This window comes from Hymenobacter tenuis, assembly GCF_054780495.1.
Genome location: NZ_BAAGWF010000001.1, coordinates 743,684 through 761,437, shown reverse-complemented (window position 1 = coordinate 761,437; position 17,754 = coordinate 743,684). Strand labels below are relative to the sequence as shown.

Here is a 17,754-nt window from a genome sequence, read left to right as displayed (position 1 = left end):
CCTACTTCATGGCTCGAAACTCGATGGGTAAGGTGTACTCAACCCACACGGGTATACTGGCGTTTTTGCCCGGCTTCCACCAGGGCATTATCCGGACAAAATGCAGCGCTTCTTCATTGAGGCCGCCGCTTAGTCCTTTCACAATTTCGGCATCCCTGATGCGGCCCTCATCCGTCACGATGAAGCGCACATATACCCTCCCCGAAATGCCAAGCTTTAAAGCTTCCTCCGGGTAGCGTAGCTCACTGCGCAGAAATTTCTGAAAGGCCGCCGTGCCGCCCGGAAACTCGGGCATTTCATCTACGGCATGGTATACCGCAGCCGGCAACGAAACTACCGTGGCGGCCGATTTAAGGCCACTGTCGGCATTGGCTACTAGGCCCACTGTTTGGGCAAAGCTTGGCACCACCAGAAACACGAAGCAGACGAACAGAAGTACACGTGGGAGCATAACCAAAAGGAGTTATTGAACGATGCGCCAAAGCTACCGGAGCCTTCTGGCGGGCGCGTAACCCCTGTATTGCCTTTGTATTGTTGATTTGTTAGGACCCAATCGTGTATCCTTTTTAGGCGTGGCTTAGTACAACTAGCAGACTCTCCCACGGTCTTTCCCTTTCATCCCTCTTGTTCTGCTGTTATGGCTACCACACCTTCCCCCGAACACATGCGCGTGCCCGACCATCTGACCTCTGACGACCTGCGCCAGGCCCTCACGGAGCTCGATGCCAAAATTCAGACCCTGCGCAACCGGGCCCACGCCACTACGGCCAGCTCCCACAACACCTACCACCAGCACGCCGATGCGCTGGAAGCCAAACGTGCCCGCTTGGCCGAGCGCCTCGGCTCCGACGCCACTGGCTCCGGCACGGCCCGTTCTGCGGCCAGCCCTGATCAGGAGCGCAGCACCTGGGACGAAATTTGGCGCGGCATTGAAAACCTGCGCCAGGATCTGCGCAACATCATCTAACCGCAGCTTAACTACCGCCGGATTGGGTTTCAGGAGTAGGCACATGGCCGAACGCTAGCCTCAACTACCGCTTAAACCGTATGTATTACTAGCCAGAAGGCGCCCTTACCAGGGCGCCTTTTGTGTTTACTACCCTTGTCGTTGAGCGCAACTCATTCTGTTCGTGCTTAGCGCTACTTCGGTTTGGGTGTGGTTTTCAGCAGTTCGGGAGGCAGATTTACCGTTCGCGGAAAAGTAGTTTCGGGCAGCGGCCCTGGGTGCTAGGTTTGAGGCATCATTTAACCCTACCTCACCTCCATTTACCTGCTTTTTGCTATGCTACACCTGCCCGCTACCCTCCGCCCCCTTGGTTCTGCCCTGCTGCTTTCGGCCGCGGCGCTGCTGCTAGCCCTCTCCCAGGCCCAAGCCGCCCCTGCGGCTGCCACTGCTTTGGCACCTAGTACCGATACGCCAGCTGCTCACCCCAACTTTACAGTGCGGGTGGTAGGCAAAGGCCAGCCCGTGCTGCTGATTCCGGGCCTGACGTGCCCCGGCGCGGTGTGGGACGAAACCGTGGCCCGCTACCAGAAGCAGTACCAGTGCCACGTTATTTCGCTGTCAGGCTTTGGGGGCCAGGCTGCACCCGCCAGTACCGATAAGCTGCTGCTGAACGTGCGCGACCAGCTGCTGGCCTACATCAAAACTCAAAAGCTCTCGAAGCCCGCCATCATTGGGCACAGCCTTGGGGGGTTCATGGCCCTCTGGATGAGCAGCACCCAGCCCGACGCGGTGGGCCCACTAGTTATCGTTGATTCGCTTCCGTTTATGGCGGCCATCCAAAACCCCTCACAAACGGCGGAGGAAGCCAAACCGGCCGCCGAAATGATGCGCCAGCAAATGAGCCGGGGCCAAAACAACCTGACTATGGCCCGGCAGATGTCGGCTAGCATGATGACCGACACGGCCCGCATTACCCAGACAGCGCGTTGGAGCGTGGCCTCGGATATGCCCACGGTAGCCCAGGCCTATTACGACCTGATGACTACGGACCTGCGCCAGGATATTGCCCGCATTCAGCAGCCGGTGCTGGTGCTGGGAGCCTGGGCCGCGTATAAGCAGTACGGCTCCACCAAGGAAAGCACCAAAGCCATTTTCGAGCAGCAGTACGCCAAGCTCCCGAAGCACCACGTGGAGATGTCGGAGGCGGGCCGGCACTTCCTGATGTACGACGATACGCAGTGGTTTTTCGCCCAGACCGATGCTTTCCTAAAGCAGAACGCGGTGGCTAAAAGATAAGCCCACTAACCTATCAGAGTGTATATACTGCCTCAGAAAGCAACTACAGGGGCGGTATATACATCTGGCCGAGTATATATTTCGCAGAAATACATTTCCTTGGGGTATGCTTCTCGAACAAGAATTTGCGGCGCTGAAACTGGAGCTGTCAGTAAAGGCCAAAAACGGACTTGATTTTATAGTGGCGGCCAGCCTGGTGTGGGCTGCTATAGCCATCCTGTGGTGGATGATGCCACTCTCGGTGGTGCAAAAGGCGTTTATCACGTTTTTTGTGGGCACGGCTACCCTGCCGCTGGCGTGGGTATTCTCCAAAGTTTTCCGCACTACGTGGGCGCTGCCGCACAACCCCTTGCAGCCCCTGGGCCTGTGGCTCAACTTCGCGCAGCTCTTCTATTTCCCCTTCCTGATCTTCATCTACAGTCGGTATCCGCAGCACTTTATCATGACCTATGGCATCATCACGGGGGCTCATTTCTTCCCGTACGCCTGGTTCTATAGCGCGAAGGCCTACGCGGTTATGGCGGGTGTGATTTCGGTAGGATGCTTGGTGCTGGGCCTGCGCACCTCCGCCGAAACGCTGTACTTAATTCCGGTTTTCATTGTGTGCGCGCTGCTGGTACTTGCCGGGCTGCTCCTGCTTTCTTACCGCCGCAATCAGCACCTATACCACCAGGTGGCAACGCAACCTACCGCCCTTGCGGCCAGCCTGATACCCTCATGATTTCGTACGCTGCCGTACCGCCCCCAAGCCGTTTGTATTGGCGCTGCCAGCTATTGGGCTGGACGGCGTACGGGCTTTTCAATCTGGCCCTGTTTTCTTCGTTTGCCCAGCTCACTTCTGATTCGTTTACCGTTACGCTGGCCATTGTACTGCCCTTGCTAGCCCTTACGCACGCGCTGCGGTATTCTATCCGGGCGCTGGGCTGGGACAACCTCTCGCCACTGCCACTGCTGGGTCGTCTGCTGATTACCAACGCCTTGCTCTCGGTGCTGAGCCAGGTAATTATCTGGGCCCTGATTATCTGGGTGGTGCGGCCGGCCCCTACTGCGCAGCCGCACGGCTGGCCACAGTTTATTGGCTATTGCCTGAATGTAAACTTCGTGCTGTGGCTCTGGGAAGGCTTTTATTTTGGTTGGCATTACCTGCGCCGCTATAAGCAGGCCGAGGTAGACAAATGGAAGCTGACGGCGGCCGTGCACGAGGCCGAAATGCGTACGCTCAAGGCCCAGATTAATCCGCACTTTATGTTTAATGGGCTCAACAACATCCGGGCTCTCGTGATGGAAGACCCCGCCCGGGCCCGCGATATGATTACGCACCTCTCGGACCTGCTGCGCTACTCTATTCAGCTTAATAGCACGGAGCAAGTGCCCTTGCAGCGCGAGCTAGAGATTGTGGAGCATTATCTGGCCCTGGAAGCCATGCAGCTGGAAGAGCGCCTTTCCTACCACCTGGACATTGACCCCGCCGCCCTTCCCGTGCTCATTCCGCCCATGACGCTGCAGCTGCTGGTGGAAAACGCCATCAAGCACGGCCTGGCGCCTCGCCCCGCCGGAGGCAGCATCTGCCTGTGCGCCCAGCTCAACGACTCGAACACGCTGCACGTGACGGTACGCAACACTGGCCGCTACGAACCGCGCCCCGGCCACGAGGGTGTAGGGGTGCGCAACGCCCGCGAGCGACTAGCCCTGCTGTTTGGCCCAGCCGCCCACTTGCACCTCGCCAACGACCCACACACGCCCGACATGGTGGTGGCGCATTTGCAGCTGCCAATAGTGGGGGCGCCCGTGGTGCCTCGCCATGCAGGCGTGGCAGTTGTATCGTGAGGGCACCGCGTACTCCGCATACTGTGTCGTTTTAGCTATTTCTTCTGCCCTGCTCCGCTATGAATGCCTTGCTTGTTGATGATTCCCGATTGGCCCGCACGGAGCTGCGCCACCTGCTGCAGGCGTTTCCGGAGGTAACCATTGTGGGCGAAGCGCGCCACGCCGACGAGGCCCGCGCCCAACTCCGGGAGTTGCAGCCCGACCTGCTGTTTCTGGATATTCATATGCCCGGCGAAACGGGGTTTGAGCTGCTGGCCTCCCTAGTAGATGCACCACACGTCATCTTCACGACCGCCTACGATGAATATGCGTTGCGCGCATTTGAGGTAAATGCCCTGGATTATCTGCTGAAGCCCATTCAGGAAAACCGGCTGGCCACCGCCCTGCAGAAAGCCTACAACAAGCACGCGGCAGCCGTACCGGCCCTAGGCCCTGCCCTGGCCCCAACCCTGCCCGAAGAGCCCGCGCCGGCCCCGCTCACGGAGCACGACCAGGTGTTTGTGAAAGACGGGGAGCGGTGCTGGTTTGTGCGCCTCTCCGACATTCGCCTGTTTGAAATTAATGGCAGCTATACCCAGATTTATTTCGAGCAGCACCGCCCCCTTATTCCGCGCACGCTGCAGCACCTGGAGCAGCGCCTCGACGCTAGGGTATTTTTCCGGGCCAACCGCCAGCAAATCATCAACCTGAAATGGGTAGAAAGCATTGAGCCCTGGTTTAGCAACACGCTAAAGATACGGCTGCGGGGCGGGCCTGAAGTAGAGGTTTCGCGTCAGCAATCGGTACGGTTTCGGGAAATGTTGAGCTTGTAGCAAGCCTGTGCGCAAGGCCAGATTATTGACCGGTTGCTGTATCCTTTTTAAGCAAACCAGAGTACATGGGGCAGATACTGAGCTCTCAGTCAGAGCCTTTCTTTCCCTCTTGCTTTCTCTCCCATGAAAACGATACTACTTTATTCAGCCCTGGCTTTCCTGTTGGTTAGCACTTCTTGCTCGAGCGGCGACAAGGCCATGGAAAAAACCAACCGCTACGGCAACGTCTCGATGGACCGCCAAAAGCGAACGAACGACAAATCCAGGTTCAAGCAAACCCGCGGCCCCATTGGCCTGGGCCTTGATGTAAATGCCAACAACCCCTACAAGTTCCGGACGGTGGCCTCGCCTAAGAAGTACAAGTACAGCAAAGGCGGCCGGTAATCCGTTCTTTTTTTAAGCAAAAAGCCCGCCCAGCAATATCTGGGCGGGCTTTTTTTATAACCTCCTAATTAAGCAATACTTACCTATATAATAACAGATCAAAAAGTACTTGAAGTAACGTAACCACGATAAGTATAGTCCCAAATACTACCAATCCAAGGCCAATAAGGTCATGTATTGCAATACCTAACGCAACCGCTCCGAGCCCAATGAGTACCCGAATAATTGCGCCTGATGCTCTGGAAGCCGGGCGGCTTACCTGGGCAGTGTCGGAGTGGCGGCGGGCGCGCACGGTAACGTCTGGCGCGGGTGCTTTTCGGCAAGTTGGTAGCCGCCGCAGAGCGGTAGCCAAGCGAGGCGCTAACCCAGAAACGGTTGCTACCAACGGCTTGGCAGTTCTCCGGGGCCTAGGCCTAGTTTTTACACTAACCACCTGTCTTCTAGCTAGCTGAGTTAGCGTACCAGCCTTTAGCGAAACTACTGCGGGTGCTATTGCCGCAGCCGGCACGGGCGCTGTGAGCGCTGTCGGTTTTGGCAGGAAAGCGTAGTGCGGACGGCTGCACGAGCTGCACAAAGCGGCCAGCACACTCCACGAAATCAGCAGCAACGGGTTTCTCATGGCCGGAAAGGATACAGCACCACAGGCGCCAAGCCACAAGCTTACACTCTTACTCTGGCAACAGCTACTCCAAAAGCTGCTCCTTTCCGAGTTTTCAGGCAGATAGTTTACTACCTATCCATTTTGCTATAAGGCAGTTACTAGTCATAAAAAGGACTTTCTGGCTCTACATCACCTGGATCGGGACCTCGCAATTTGAAAACCGCTGGCTTCTCTGACAGCCCTAGCCGGGTGGGTTTAGCTGCTTTCTCAGCCTAGTGTGCTTACTGGCCAGCAAAAAAACCTTCCTGCCTTGTGTTCACGTCTCGGTTTTACCCTCTACCAAGCCTAGTAAATCAGCCTCTGCTCCGCATCCTACCGCGGTGGTTGTTCGGTAAAGAGGCTCAATGAGTCTAGTCGGGCCGCATCGTTATGGCTGCGCTACCAGTAGCTGGCTAGTTCCTAAGGGTTGGTGCTGCCTGAGAATGGCTTAGCTCGCAAAAAATAGTGGTAGCGCCTTGAGAAAATTAGTGAAAAAGCACGGAACAACGCTTCGCAGGCTGCTGTAGTATGGCTAGATTTACAGAAACGGTCCTACTCAATATTTCTGCTAACCGCTGCTGGTTTCGTCTTCTTGAAAGGCTAGTCAGCAGGTTGTTAGCCGGACTGTTGCTCTGCTTTCGCACCCTCGCCCCACCCGCTTTATTTTCCGGAATGCTGCTACCTCTACGTGTATCTTTTGGCCGTTTTTCTGGGCTAGCGCTTGCGTGCCTGGTGCTGCTTCTGGCCGGCGCTCATACTGGTTTTGGGCAGCAGCAACCACTACCCCCAGAGCCGTCCAAAACCGTGGTGGGCGGTCGGCTGGTGTACAAGCTGAAAGCGGCACCTACGGCCGGCCGCTCGGCCTCCAGCCTTACTGGCGTGGCCGTGCTCGATGGTGTGCTAGGGCGCCTGGGAGTGCAGGCTGTTCAACCCAAGTTTGCGCATAGTCGCTCCTCCAGTAAGCCCGGAGCAGTTGACCTGGGGTTAATATATCAGGTGCAGCTTGCCAGCTCTACTCAGTCGGTGGCGGCGGCTTGCCAGGCCCTGCGCAAAACCGGCCTCGTGGAGTATGCCGAGCCCTTGTACAGCTACCCGCCGCTGCAACAGCCCAACGACCCGCTGGCCGACTCTACCCGCAGTAACGGCCAGTACCATCTGAAAAACATTCGGGCGTACCGGGCCTGGGACATAACGCAAGGCGACACCAGCGTTACCATCGGCATCGTGGATGGCGGCACCCGCGTCACGCACGAAGACCTGGCTTCTCAGATTCAGGTAAACCGCCAGGACCCGATTGACGGCATCGACAACGACAACGACGGCTACATAGACAACTACTACGGCTGGGATTTTGCGGATAACGATAATGACCCCTCGCGCGACCCCAGCAGCGTGCATGGCATTCTGGTGGCCGGGTGTGCCGCCGCCGCTACCAACAACGGTAAGGGCGTGGCCGGTGTGGGCTACAAGTGCCGGTTTATGCCGCTGAAGATTTACCCCAGCACGCCCTCCGGTACGTTTGGCGGCTATGAGGCCATTGTGTACGCGGCTGATCATGGCTGCAAAATCATCAACCTTTCCTGGGGGGGCGTGGGCGCCCGCTCGCAGTATGAGCAGGACGTTATTACCTACGCCGCCGTAAACCGTGACGCCGTAGTAGTAGCGGCGGCTGGCAATACTGGCGCCGACCTCGACTTTTACCCCGCCAGCTACGACCATGTTTTATCGGTGGCCACCGTTACCCGCACCGATGAGCGCAGCGCCAATGCTACTTATAGCCGCCGCGTTGACTTGTCGGCGCCCGGTGTCCAGATCCTGACGGTGTATGGCGATACCGACAAGGACTATGTAGCGGTAGGAGGCTCATCGTTTGCCTCTCCCCTAGTTGCTGGTGCCGCTGCGTTGGTGCGCACGCGCTTCCCCCGCTTCACGGCAGCCCAGGTGGCGGCCCAGCTGCGGCGCACTACCGATAACATTGATGCCTTACCAGGCAACACCGGCTACGTGGGCCGCATCGGCTCGGGCCGCCTGAACGTGCTACGGGCCGTAACGGAAGCCCAGCACTCGGCCAGGGTAGTAGGCCGCACCTACCTGCCCTCCCGCGACGCCTATGCCGCCGGCGACGCCATACGCCTGGCCATAACGGTACAAAACCTGCTCGAGCCCCTTCCTAACCTTACTGTAACGCTTACCTCGCTTTCGCCCTACCTAGAGGTTCGGCAAGCAGAGTTTGGCGTGGGCCCATTGGCTACCCTAGAGCGGCGCACTAACTCGGCCGTGCCTTTCTTGCTGAAAGTAGCCGCCAATGCCCCTCTTAACACCCGCGCCGTGGTGCGCTACCATCTGCAGGATGCCGCCACAGGTTACCAAGAAGACCAGTACGAAACCCTGACTATAAACCCCGATTACGTAATGCTGAACGCCAATGACCTGGCCCTTACGCTTACTAGTCGCGGCAATATTGGCTACGACGGACTAGGCTCGGAGTTTGGGGAAAGTGTGACGTATCGTGGAAGCGGGCCGCTGGTAGCCGAAGGCGGCCTATTAGTGGCCACTTCTACCCCTAGCCCCCGGGTATCGGACAACGTGCGCAACGACAACCAAGGGGCTGATCATGATTTCTATTCGCAGACGCGCACCGCCCTTCTGGCACAGCCCCTGCGCGCCGACCAAGAGGCGTATGGCGTACTTCGTGACTCACTGCCAGCACTTACCAAAGGCCGGTCGGTTGGCGTCCGGATACAGCAGCGGGCCTATGCCTGGGCCGCTGACCCGCACCGCGACTACGTGATTCTGGAATACCTACTCACTAACCTCACGCCCGATACCTTGGAGCCGTTGCATGCCGGCCTGTACATGGATTGGGACTTGCCCGAAGAGTACAGCCGCAACGTGGCAGACTGGGACTCAGTACGCCGCCTGGGCTACGTGTATAGCCCACTCGACCGGCAGCTCTATACTGGTGTGCGACACTTAAGTGGTGGACAAGCTACCGTGTATTCGATAAATAACGGTGCTTCCTCGGGTGCGGGGGTGCGCCTGTCCGATGGCTTTAATACCACCGAAAAATTGCTCACGCTCAGTAACGGCACCCGCCAGCGCACAGCAGGCTTACCTGCCGGCGCCGATGTGTCGCAGGTTGTTGGGGCCACGTTGCCTTTCCTTGCTCCCTCTGACTCCGTAGTGGTGGCATTTGCTGTGCTGGCCGCGCCTAGCCTGCCGGAGTTGCAGCGCGCTGCTGATGCTGCCGCGGGCCGCTACCAGCAGGTGCTGCCAGTACGCGGAGTGCAGTTGGCCGGAGTTGCTGTGTATCCTAACCCTACAACCGGGCGCCTACAGCTGGAGCTGCCCACGGGGTCGGCTACCGTTCAGGTTCTATCAGCTGTAGGCCAAGTACTGGTGTCGCGCACGGCCACTGGCAAGGGCCAAGTCTTGTTGGATTTGAGCGCCTACCCAGCGGGTATGTATCTGGTACAAATCCGCACGGCTAAGGGCAACTTCACGCAGCGCATAGTACGCTATTAGGCAGTTCCCTAGGCTGCTTAATGGAGTGAACCTCTAAAAATAGGCAAGGGGCTTTGCTGGGTTCCTTGCTATACTTTCGTTGAAAACCAGCCCTTGTTTTTGCTAACATTTTTAGCAATTAAGCAGATCATTCGCTAACCTGTTGTTATACAAAGCATAAGCATTATTTGGATTTAGTTCCACTAGAACAAACTTTTCAGCGGTTTGTTCTCTATTTATTGCTATTGCCAAAGACACATAAATATCTAACAGGATTAGCTTTTCCTCAGTTATATTCTTATCTTTGGATATGTCGAAAGTAAAGCTTCCTGTTCCGCTTCCTGTGCAGCAGTTCGCCCGCTGCGTTGATGCTAGCCGTCGCCCCGCCGACCACATTGGAGACTGGCCCGCTGCCGGGCAGGTGTACCCCATTCAGATGCGCCGCAATGCCCAGACCGGGGAGTTGCAGGTGCATGTACTGGGTTTCTATGCCGAGCGGCCCTACGGTGCCTTCGCACGCCATCGGTTCGAGCCAGTAGCCAGCGTGTGGCTTAACTAGCATCATTTCTTCTTTCCACCCCCTACCCCGGCTGTTGCTGCATATGCAGAACAGGCCGGGTTTCTTTTTGTCTGGCTTTGGGGTTTGAGGTGCTCTGCTACCTAGAGGCTAGCGGGTAACCCGGGTAGTTTCATCAGCGGCTTTCCCTATTTCTTGAGCAGGCGTTATAGCCTCCCCAAAAATTGGCTGGTCGCTGAGGTTATAGATTTCCTGGATGTCGTGCAGGATGTGCTCAAAGTCCAGCTTCAGGTCCTTCAGCAGGCCAGTCTTGAGGTCGAAAACCCAGCCATGCACTGTTGGGAAGCCTCCTTTCACGTAGTGCTGCTGCACCACAGCCGTTTTGATAACGTTCACGCATTGCTCCTGCACATTCAGCTCTACTAGCCGGTCGTAGCGCGCATCTACGTCCTCAATGGCATCTAGCTCGGCATGGTGCAAGCGGTACACATCGCGGATGTTGCGCAGCCAGGGGTTCATAATCCCGAGGTCTTTGGCTTGCATGGCCGCTTTAACGCCTCCGCAGCCATAGTGCCCGCACACTACAATGTGCTTTACCTGCAAATGATGCACGGCATACTCAATCACCGACATGGCGTTCAGGTCAATGTTATTAACCAGGTTGGCAATGTTGCGGTGCACGAATACTTCCCCCGGCGCTACGCCCATTAGTTCCTCGGCCGTTACGCGCGAGTCACTGCAGCCAATGTAGAGGTAATCGGGGTTTTGGTTGGTGGCCAGGCGCTGGAAGAAATTGGCATTGCTAGCGGTGTGCTGCGCTACCCACTGGCGGTTGTTTTCGAAGATGGCATCATATGTCGTCATGCTCCTCCATACGCACAAGTTGCGTTCAGGGTGCGTGCTAGCTCATTTTCTGACTTCAACCCCCTATTCTGCCCTAGCGATACTGCCAGAAAATACCGAATTCAAATGGTGTCCAGAGGGCGGCTTTCTGCCCGGCCACTTTCAACCCTTCGTTTGCCCAGGAATTGCAAGTATAGAAGAGGTTATAGGTGCGCTTGGCTTCATAAAACGCATCGTGCTGCCCGTAGCTATGCCCCTGAATGTGCTGGGAGCGGCCTTGAGCATCGTAATCGAAGCTGTTTTTGATAAAGGCGATTAGGTGGGCATACTCCGCGCGGGTCAGCAGCACCCGCACGCAGTCGGGGCCTTCCTGGGGCTGGTGGTGGAAAGTGGCATGCATGGCCGTGGTGCTAAGCCAGAACATGGCCTTCACGGCCGTACTGGGCTTTAGCTCGGCCCAGGTAGGCGTGTTCAGGTAAAAGCCCTTGTCGCCCCAGCCAAACCCGATGTAGTCACGACTGGTGTCCATGGCGGGGGTAGCTGTGTAGGGCACTAGCTGGGTCCAGTCCATCTGGTCGGTTCGCACGGGCACTACAATATCGGTGTGCACGCCGTTGGACAGGATGTAGGTTTCAATTGTGCCGGTTTCTGGCGAGTTCTGGCGCCCCACCGGTATGGCCGAAAGCCCCACGGAGCCCACCAAATACAACGCCACCGCGCCTACCACGCCGCCACCCACCCAGGCGGCTCCTTTTGCTACTTTCCGAAGCACTCCGGCCATTACTGCTTAATCAGAAGTTGAAATCAGGCTCCTCTTACGCAGCTCATTGAAAAAAGCCGAGGTTTGAGCCGGCCGCTACCCTAGGGCTGGTAGAGCAGATTTTCCGGGACGCAAGCAAGGCAATATCTTTGAGCTTCACCTTTGACGCCCCATGAGCCAGCCCAACGACCTAGTATACAGCATTCCGGCCCCATACCGCCGCATGGAAAACATGCACATCTTGTTCTGGCTGCTCAAAGATATTGGGTGGTGCATGGTCTGGAAACCGCTGGGCATCCTGATGATTTTCCCGACGCTGCTCATTGCCGTGCTCATCACTTGGCGCACGCGCGACATCAAGGCTGAGTTGGCGCACAACCTGGCCATCGTGTTCTGGATTTCGGCCAACTCCTACTGGATGGTCAGCGAGTTTGTAGGGTTTGATGAAGTGCGCATCTGGGGTGAGCTGACCGGCAAACACCTGGCCCTGTTGCCCTTCCTCACGGGCCTAGTGATTCTGCTGTATTACTACCTCGTGCAAAAGCCGCAAGAGGCGCGGCCGGAGCAGGTGGCCACGCTCTAGTTTCAGGCTAGCGGGTTTCTATTTCAGGATGAAATTTCAGCAGTAGTAGTAGCAGCTGCGGCCGGTAACAGCTCCGTATTTTTCCGTTTCCATCCAATCAGCAACACGCCTATCACTACCAGTACGGTTCCTATAATCTGCGCCACGAATATCTTCTCCCCGAGGATATAGTGCGCCTGCACAATAGTAGATACCGGCCCAATGCCGCTAATGATGGCTACGTTATTCGAGCCAATCTTTTTCATTCCCTGTGATATCAGGAAAGAAGGCAGCACGGTTGCCAGAATAGCCAATAGCAGCCCATACACCCACATACCCTGCCCTAGCTCAACCTTCTGTAGCGAATGGGTTAGCAGGAAGTGAACGAAAACTCCGAACGTAGCCGCTAGCATGGCATAGGCCGTGAATTTATTAGCCCCTACGCGCGGAATTATCCGGCCACTTCCCACGATGTACACGGAGTAGGTAACGGCGCACATGAAAACAAGCACGCTGCCCAAGTAGAAGTTGGGGTTGCTAGAGTCAACAGATAGCTCTCCTGCGTAAGCCAACCCAATACCGACATAGGTAAGCAACAACGCTAGTCGCTGAATTCTGGAAATGCGCTGCTTAAAGAAATACGCATTGATAAACACGGCAAAGCTGGGGTACAGAAACAGAATCAGGCGCTCCAAGCCTGCTGAGATATACTGCAGGCCAATAAAGTCAAACAGGCTGCTTATGTAATATCCCAGCAAGCCAATACCGCTTACCAGCAGCCACTCCCGGCCGGTCATCCGAACGTTGTCTTTCTGTGTGCTCACCAGAAACGCCGCCGCCAAATAAAAGGGCAGTGAAAACACCATTCGCAGCGCCAGCAGCGTCACGGCATCAGCATGCGTGTGGCCAAACGCCAGCTTTACAATGATGGCTTTGGTTGAGAAGAGTACGGCCCCTAGTAACGTAATCAGGAAGCCAATAACAGAAACAGCGTGTTTGGGAGAGGACATTTATTTCCTTGAAATGCGCAGCTGATCAATTTTTTCACTTTCTATTATAACTGCTATATCCTTTAGAGAGCCAATCTTGATAACGAAAGGACCATATCCATTTTTTTTTACTACAAATCTAAATTCGCTCTGATACTTATACTCTAACGGTTTTTTAAATAGCGACCATTTACCAAAAAACGTATTAGTATCTACATAAGTCACTGGACCACTTAATACTTTAAAACCTTCTTTTTCAATAGCTGATTCGATAAGATTATAAAATTCATCAACCTTGAGAATTATTACTGCTGTATCACCAAATTCCTTGCACTTACTATCAATTATCAAGTCTTCTACATGATCAACCGTTTCAAGCATGTACATAGAATATATATTGCCAACCGGCTCTTCATTCCATACCTGTAGTTTTCCAGTATCTCCACGCAACACATTATTTTCCCTCAGTGAAATAACTATATTGTTAATTTCTTGCTGTTCATCTAAATGTTCATGCTTATCTCCTCTAACATTATCATCTTCAATTCTCACGAATTCACTTATGTGATTCATGTATATTGTTCCATTCTGGTATAGATCTTCCATAAACCGCCTATCACCAATCTTAATTAATGAAAACACCTGAATCTTATCCATTTCTTCTACTTGCATATTTTATTAAAACTGATCAAAGCTAAAATGGCCGCCCCCTTTGCAGGAAGCGGCCATTCTATATTATCACAACTCTAGGGATTACTTCTGCGACAGCTGTGCCTGGCCCGACTCTTTCAAGCGGATCAGGTTCAGGGCCGAGCCGGCTTTAAACCACTCAATCTGACCTTCATTGTAGGTATGGTTTACCGTGATGAGGTCGGTGTCGCCATCGGCGTGGTGCAGGCGCACCTGCAGGGGCTGGCCGGGAGCAAACGTGGTCAGACCGAGGATGTCGATGGTGTCGTCCTCCTCAATCAGATCGTAGTCGGCTTTGTTGGCGAAGGTGAGAGCCAGCATGCCCTGCTTCTTCAGGTTGGTTTCGTGGATACGAGCGAATGACTTCACTAGCACGGCACGCACGCCCAAGTGGCGGGGCTCCATAGCGGCGTGCTCACGCGACGAACCTTCTCCGTAGTTCTCATCACCTACTACCACCGAGCCAATGCCCTGAGCTTTGTAGTTACGAGCAACCTGCGGCACCGGCGAGTACGGCGTACCCTGGGTGAGGGCATCCTTCACGGCATTGGCTTCGCCATTGAAGGCGTTGGTAGCCCCGATAAGCATGTTGTTCGAGATGTTGTCGAGGTGGCCACGGTACTTCAACCAAGGGCCGGCCATCGAAATATGGTCGGTGGTGCACTTGCCCTGCGCCTTGATGAGCAGACGCAGACCTTTCAGATCTACACCTTCCCAAGGCTTGAAGGGGTCGAGCAGCTGCAGACGGTCCGAAGCTACGTCAACCAGTACTTGCACGCCCGAACCATCAGCAGCGGGAGCTTGGTAACCCGCATCCTCTACGGCGAAACCACGGGGAGGCAATTCAATACCCTGAGGCTCATCAAACTTCACCTGCTGGCCATCTTTGGTAGTCAGCGTGTCAACCAGAGGGTTGAAAGTCAAGTCGCCAGCAATAGCGAAAGCCGTCACGATTTCGGGCGAGGCCACGAAAGCATGGGTGTTCGGGTTGCCGTCGTTACGCTTAGCGAAGTTGCGGTTAAACGAGGTGATAATGGAGTTCGGACGCTTCATGTCGTCCATGTGGCGGGCCCACTGCCCGATGCACGGACCACAAGCGTTAGCCAGTACTACCCCACCCATCTGGGCGAAGGTATCGAGCAGGCCATCACGCTCTACAGTGTAGCGCACCAGTTCCGAGCCGGGCGTTACGGTGTACTCCGCCTGTACCGTCAGGCCTTTGTCGGCCGCTTGCTTGGCAATGCTGGCGGCACGGGTAATGTCTTCGTAAGAAGAGTTGGTGCACGAGCCAATGAGGCCAACTTCCAACTTAGCAGGCCAGTTGTGCTCTCGTACGGCAGCCGCAAACTCCGAAATAGGCCACGCGGCATCCGGCGTGAACGGACCGTTCACGTAAGGCTCCAGGGTGCTCAGGTCGATTTCGATGAGCTGGTCGTAGAAGTTTGCAGGGTTCGCATACACCTCGTCGTCGGCGCGCAAGTTAGCAGCAACGGCGGCAGCAGCATCGGCAATTTCGGCCCGGCCAGTGCCGCGCAGATAGTCGCCCATCTTCTCGTCGTAGCTGAACACCGAGGTGGTAGCCCCAATTTCAGCGCCCATGTTGCAGATGGTACCTTTGCCGGTAGCCGACAGGTTTTCAGCACCTTCACCGAAGTACTCAACAATAGCACCGGTACCGCCTTTTACGGTCAGGATACCAGCTACTTTCAGAATTACGTCTTTCGCCGAAGTCCAGCCCGAAAGCTTGCCCGTCAGCTTCACACCAATCACCTTAGGAAACTTCAGCTCCCACGCCATGCCCGACATTACGTCAACGGCATCGGCGCCACCTACACCAATGGCAATCATGCCAAGGCCGCCGGCGTTCGGCGTGTGCGAGTCTGTACCGATCATCATGCCGCCGGGGAAGGCGTAGTTCTCAAGTACTACTTGGTGAATGATACCAGCACCGGGCTTCCAGAAGCCGATGCCGTATTTATTGGAAACAGAAGCTAGGAAGTCATACACCTCCTTGTTTTCGGAGTTAGCAATGGCCAAATCCTGATCGGCACCTTCTTTGGCCTGAATCAGGTGGTCGCAATGCACGGTGCTTGGTACTGCAACCTGAGGTTTGCCAGCCTGCATAAACTGGAGCAGCGCCATTTGGGCGGTAGCATCCTGCATGGCTACACGGTCGGGAGCGAAATCGACGTAGGAAACGCCCCGCTCAAACGCCTGCGAAACAGTGCCGCCGTACAAGTGAGCGTACAGGATTTTTTCAGTCAGGGTAAGCGGGCGGCCAACGGCGGTACGGGCGGCTTCAATGCGAGAGCCCATGCCAGCGTACACGGCCTTGATCATTTCTAAGTCAAACGCCATAATGCGAAATGGAAAAAGTGGAGAGAACGTACCTATTATTAGTAGGTACGCAAATATAGTTGTCGGTCGTTGCGCCGCCTAAATTTTCGGGCCTATAGCAGCCCTGTAAGCCTGATTTAGAATCATTCCAAAAGTGCTGCGTGGTTAGGCGCGGGCCAATTAGCCGGCTAGGTCTGTCTTCGCGGCCCTGTGTATTAAACTATCATCGGCCCTCCGTAGTTTAGCCGCGAACTAACCTTCTAACTTTTTTCCAATGCCCGTAGCCTTCTCGTTTCGCAAGGCCATAGCCGGGGCCGGACTCGCGCTGGCCGCGGTGGCCTGTCAGTCCAATTCGACCTCTTCTGAAAATCAAGCCGCCACCTCCGAGGGCGCCACGACGGGCGCTACTGCCCTTACGGCCGGAACCTGGCGCGGCGTACTAGCTGCCCAAGGCCAGCAAATTCCTTTCCTGTTTGATGTAGCCACCGAGGGCGGCAAGCCTACCGTAACGTTGCGCAACGGCGAGGAGCGTCTGAAGCTCGACGAAATATCCACCGCCGGCGACTCCACGACCATCCGCCTCGGCGTATTTGATGCAGCCTTAGTGGTGCGCGCCGATGGCGCCGATAAGCTGAAAGGCACCTGGGTGAAGTACGATGGCAAAGAGCCGTACCGCGTGGCTTTTTCGGCTACCAAGGGTGAGCAGAAGCTTTTTCCGGTAACTGAGGGTCAGAAAGCGGCTTCATTTGATGGCACTTGGAAAGTAACTTTTAAGGGCTCAGATGGCGAGACCTATCCAGCCGTAGGCGTATTTAAGCAAAACGGCAGTGATGTAACAGGTACTTTTCTGACTTCTACCGGCGACTATCGTTACCTCGATGGTCAGGTGGATGGGAACACAATGAAGCTGACGACCTTTGATGGTAGCCACGGCTTTTTATTCACATCTCAGCGCAACAGTGACACGAACACTGTAATCAATGGCGACTTCTACAGCGGTAAATCGGGCCACGAGACCTGGACGGCTACCCTCGACCCGAAGGCAAAGCTGCCGGATGCCAATGCCCTTACTGGAATGAAGCCTGGCCAGAAAAAGCTCGACTTCAAATTCCCGAGCATTTATGAAGGCGGCAGCATCTCCCCTTCCGACCCTAAGTACAAAGGCAAGGTAGTGGTAGTACAGCTGCTCGGCTCGTGGTGCCCAAACTGCATGGATGAAACCAACTTCCTAGCCCCCTGGTACGAGAAAAACAAAGGCCGCGGTGTTGAAATCATTGGCCTGGGCTATGAGCGCACCGCCGATCAGAAAGTAGCTTCGCAGAAGCTGCTGAAGATGAAAGAGCGCATGAACGTAGGGTACGACCTAGCCGTGGCCGGCGAGGCTAGCAAGGACGCGGCCAGCCAGTCGTTGCCGCAGGTGCAGAAGGTGCTGGCCTTCCCCACTACCCTCTTCCTCGACAAGAAAGGCGAAGTACGAAAGATTCATACTGGCTTCTCGGGCCCTGGCACGGGTAAGTACTACGAGCAGGAAGTAGCTGAATTCAACAAGACGATTGACCAGCTACTAGCCGAATAAAACCTTCGAACCAGATTTTGCGGCGCAGGCATCTGTGCCGCTTAAGTGTTAAAAAGGCCCGCTTCTGATAA

The 17,754-nt window shown here is 55.5% G+C and carries 16 protein-coding genes; 10 read left to right on the top strand and 6 right to left on the bottom strand.

The window, feature by feature from the left end; genetic code table 11:
- Window position 1: 1 nt before the first annotated feature.
- Window positions 2-451 carry an energy transducer TonB gene (locus tag ACYVGU_RS03335; RefSeq protein ID WP_460620898.1) on the bottom strand — a complete coding sequence of 150 codons (450 nt, stop codon included), beginning with the start codon at window positions 449-451 and terminating at the stop codon, window positions 2-4.
- A gap of 186 nt (window positions 452-637) precedes the next feature.
- Here ACYVGU_RS03335 and ACYVGU_RS03330 point away from each other — a divergent pair, with 186 nt between their 5' ends.
- From ACYVGU_RS03330 to ACYVGU_RS03295, 8 genes are all read left to right on the top strand, one after another.
- Window positions 638-967, top strand: a complete 330-nt coding sequence (locus tag ACYVGU_RS03330; protein WP_460612478.1) for a hypothetical protein — start codon at window positions 638-640, stop codon at window positions 965-967.
- A gap of 315 nt (window positions 968-1,282) precedes the next feature.
- Window positions 1,283-2,242, top strand: coding sequence for an alpha/beta fold hydrolase (locus tag ACYVGU_RS03325; RefSeq protein ID WP_460620897.1), 960 nt, complete (start codon window positions 1,283-1,285; stop codon window positions 2,240-2,242).
- A gap of 106 nt (window positions 2,243-2,348) precedes the next feature.
- On the top strand, window positions 2,349-2,963 hold the full coding sequence (locus tag ACYVGU_RS03320) for a DUF7010 family protein (RefSeq protein WP_460620896.1): 615 nt from the start codon (window positions 2,349-2,351) through the stop codon (window positions 2,961-2,963).
- Window positions 2,960-4,069, top strand: a complete 1,110-nt coding sequence (locus ACYVGU_RS03315) for a sensor histidine kinase (protein WP_460620895.1) — start codon at window positions 2,960-2,962, stop codon at window positions 4,067-4,069. The genes ACYVGU_RS03320 and ACYVGU_RS03315 overlap by 4 nt, the downstream gene beginning before the upstream one ends.
- Before the next feature lie 59 nt (window positions 4,070-4,128).
- Window positions 4,129-4,881 (top strand): LytR/AlgR family response regulator transcription factor, encoded by a 753-nt coding sequence (locus tag ACYVGU_RS03310; protein WP_460620894.1) that lies wholly within the window; start codon window positions 4,129-4,131, stop codon window positions 4,879-4,881.
- A 123-nt stretch (window positions 4,882-5,004) separates the two neighbouring features.
- Entirely contained in the window at window positions 5,005-5,265 is a 261-nt protein-coding gene (locus ACYVGU_RS03305; protein ID WP_460620893.1) for a hypothetical protein, read from the top strand.
- A 1,312-nt stretch (window positions 5,266-6,577) separates the two neighbouring features.
- Window positions 6,578-9,430 (top strand): S8 family peptidase, encoded by a 2,853-nt coding sequence (locus tag ACYVGU_RS03300; protein ID WP_460620892.1) that lies wholly within the window; start codon window positions 6,578-6,580, stop codon window positions 9,428-9,430.
- Between the two features lie 289 nt (window positions 9,431-9,719).
- Window positions 9,720-9,968 (top strand): hypothetical protein, encoded by a 249-nt coding sequence (locus ACYVGU_RS03295; protein WP_460612485.1) that lies wholly within the window; start codon window positions 9,720-9,722, stop codon window positions 9,966-9,968.
- 108 nt (window positions 9,969-10,076) lie between these two features.
- Here the strand turns inward: ACYVGU_RS03295 and ACYVGU_RS03290 are convergent, their stop codons facing one another.
- Both ACYVGU_RS03290 and ACYVGU_RS03285 read right to left on the bottom strand, forming a co-directional pair.
- The gene (locus ACYVGU_RS03290; protein ID WP_460620891.1) at window positions 10,077-10,790 is read right to left on the bottom strand and encodes a carbonic anhydrase; all 714 of its coding nucleotides are present in this window, start codon (window positions 10,788-10,790) and stop codon (window positions 10,077-10,079) included.
- A gap of 73 nt (window positions 10,791-10,863) precedes the next feature.
- A complete protein-coding gene (locus tag ACYVGU_RS03285) occupies window positions 10,864-11,550 on the bottom strand; it encodes a DUF2459 domain-containing protein (protein ID WP_460620890.1) in 687 nt (228 codons plus the stop codon).
- Between the two features lie 151 nt (window positions 11,551-11,701).
- Here ACYVGU_RS03285 and ACYVGU_RS03280 point away from each other — a divergent pair, with 151 nt between their 5' ends.
- Window positions 11,702-12,112, top strand: a complete 411-nt coding sequence (locus ACYVGU_RS03280; protein ID WP_460620889.1) for a hypothetical protein — start codon at window positions 11,702-11,704, stop codon at window positions 12,110-12,112.
- A gap of 23 nt (window positions 12,113-12,135) precedes the next feature.
- Here ACYVGU_RS03280 and ACYVGU_RS03275 read toward each other — a convergent pair whose 3' ends face one another.
- The 3 genes from ACYVGU_RS03275 to ACYVGU_RS03265 form a co-directional block, all read right to left on the bottom strand.
- Window positions 12,136-13,101 carry a DMT family transporter gene (locus ACYVGU_RS03275; RefSeq protein ID WP_460620888.1) on the bottom strand — a complete coding sequence of 322 codons (966 nt, stop codon included), beginning with the start codon at window positions 13,099-13,101 and terminating at the stop codon, window positions 12,136-12,138.
- Window positions 13,102-13,752 carry a hypothetical protein gene (locus ACYVGU_RS03270; RefSeq protein ID WP_460620887.1) on the bottom strand — a complete coding sequence of 217 codons (651 nt, stop codon included), beginning with the start codon at window positions 13,750-13,752 and terminating at the stop codon, window positions 13,102-13,104.
- A gap of 81 nt (window positions 13,753-13,833) precedes the next feature.
- The gene (locus ACYVGU_RS03265) at window positions 13,834-16,128 is read right to left on the bottom strand and encodes an aconitate hydratase (RefSeq protein WP_460612490.1); all 2,295 of its coding nucleotides are present in this window, start codon (window positions 16,126-16,128) and stop codon (window positions 13,834-13,836) included.
- A 253-nt stretch (window positions 16,129-16,381) separates the two neighbouring features.
- Here ACYVGU_RS03265 and ACYVGU_RS03260 point away from each other — a divergent pair, with 253 nt between their 5' ends.
- Entirely contained in the window at window positions 16,382-17,683 is a 1,302-nt protein-coding gene (locus tag ACYVGU_RS03260; protein ID WP_460620886.1) for a TlpA disulfide reductase family protein, read from the top strand.
- Window positions 17,684-17,754 lie beyond the last annotated feature (71 nt).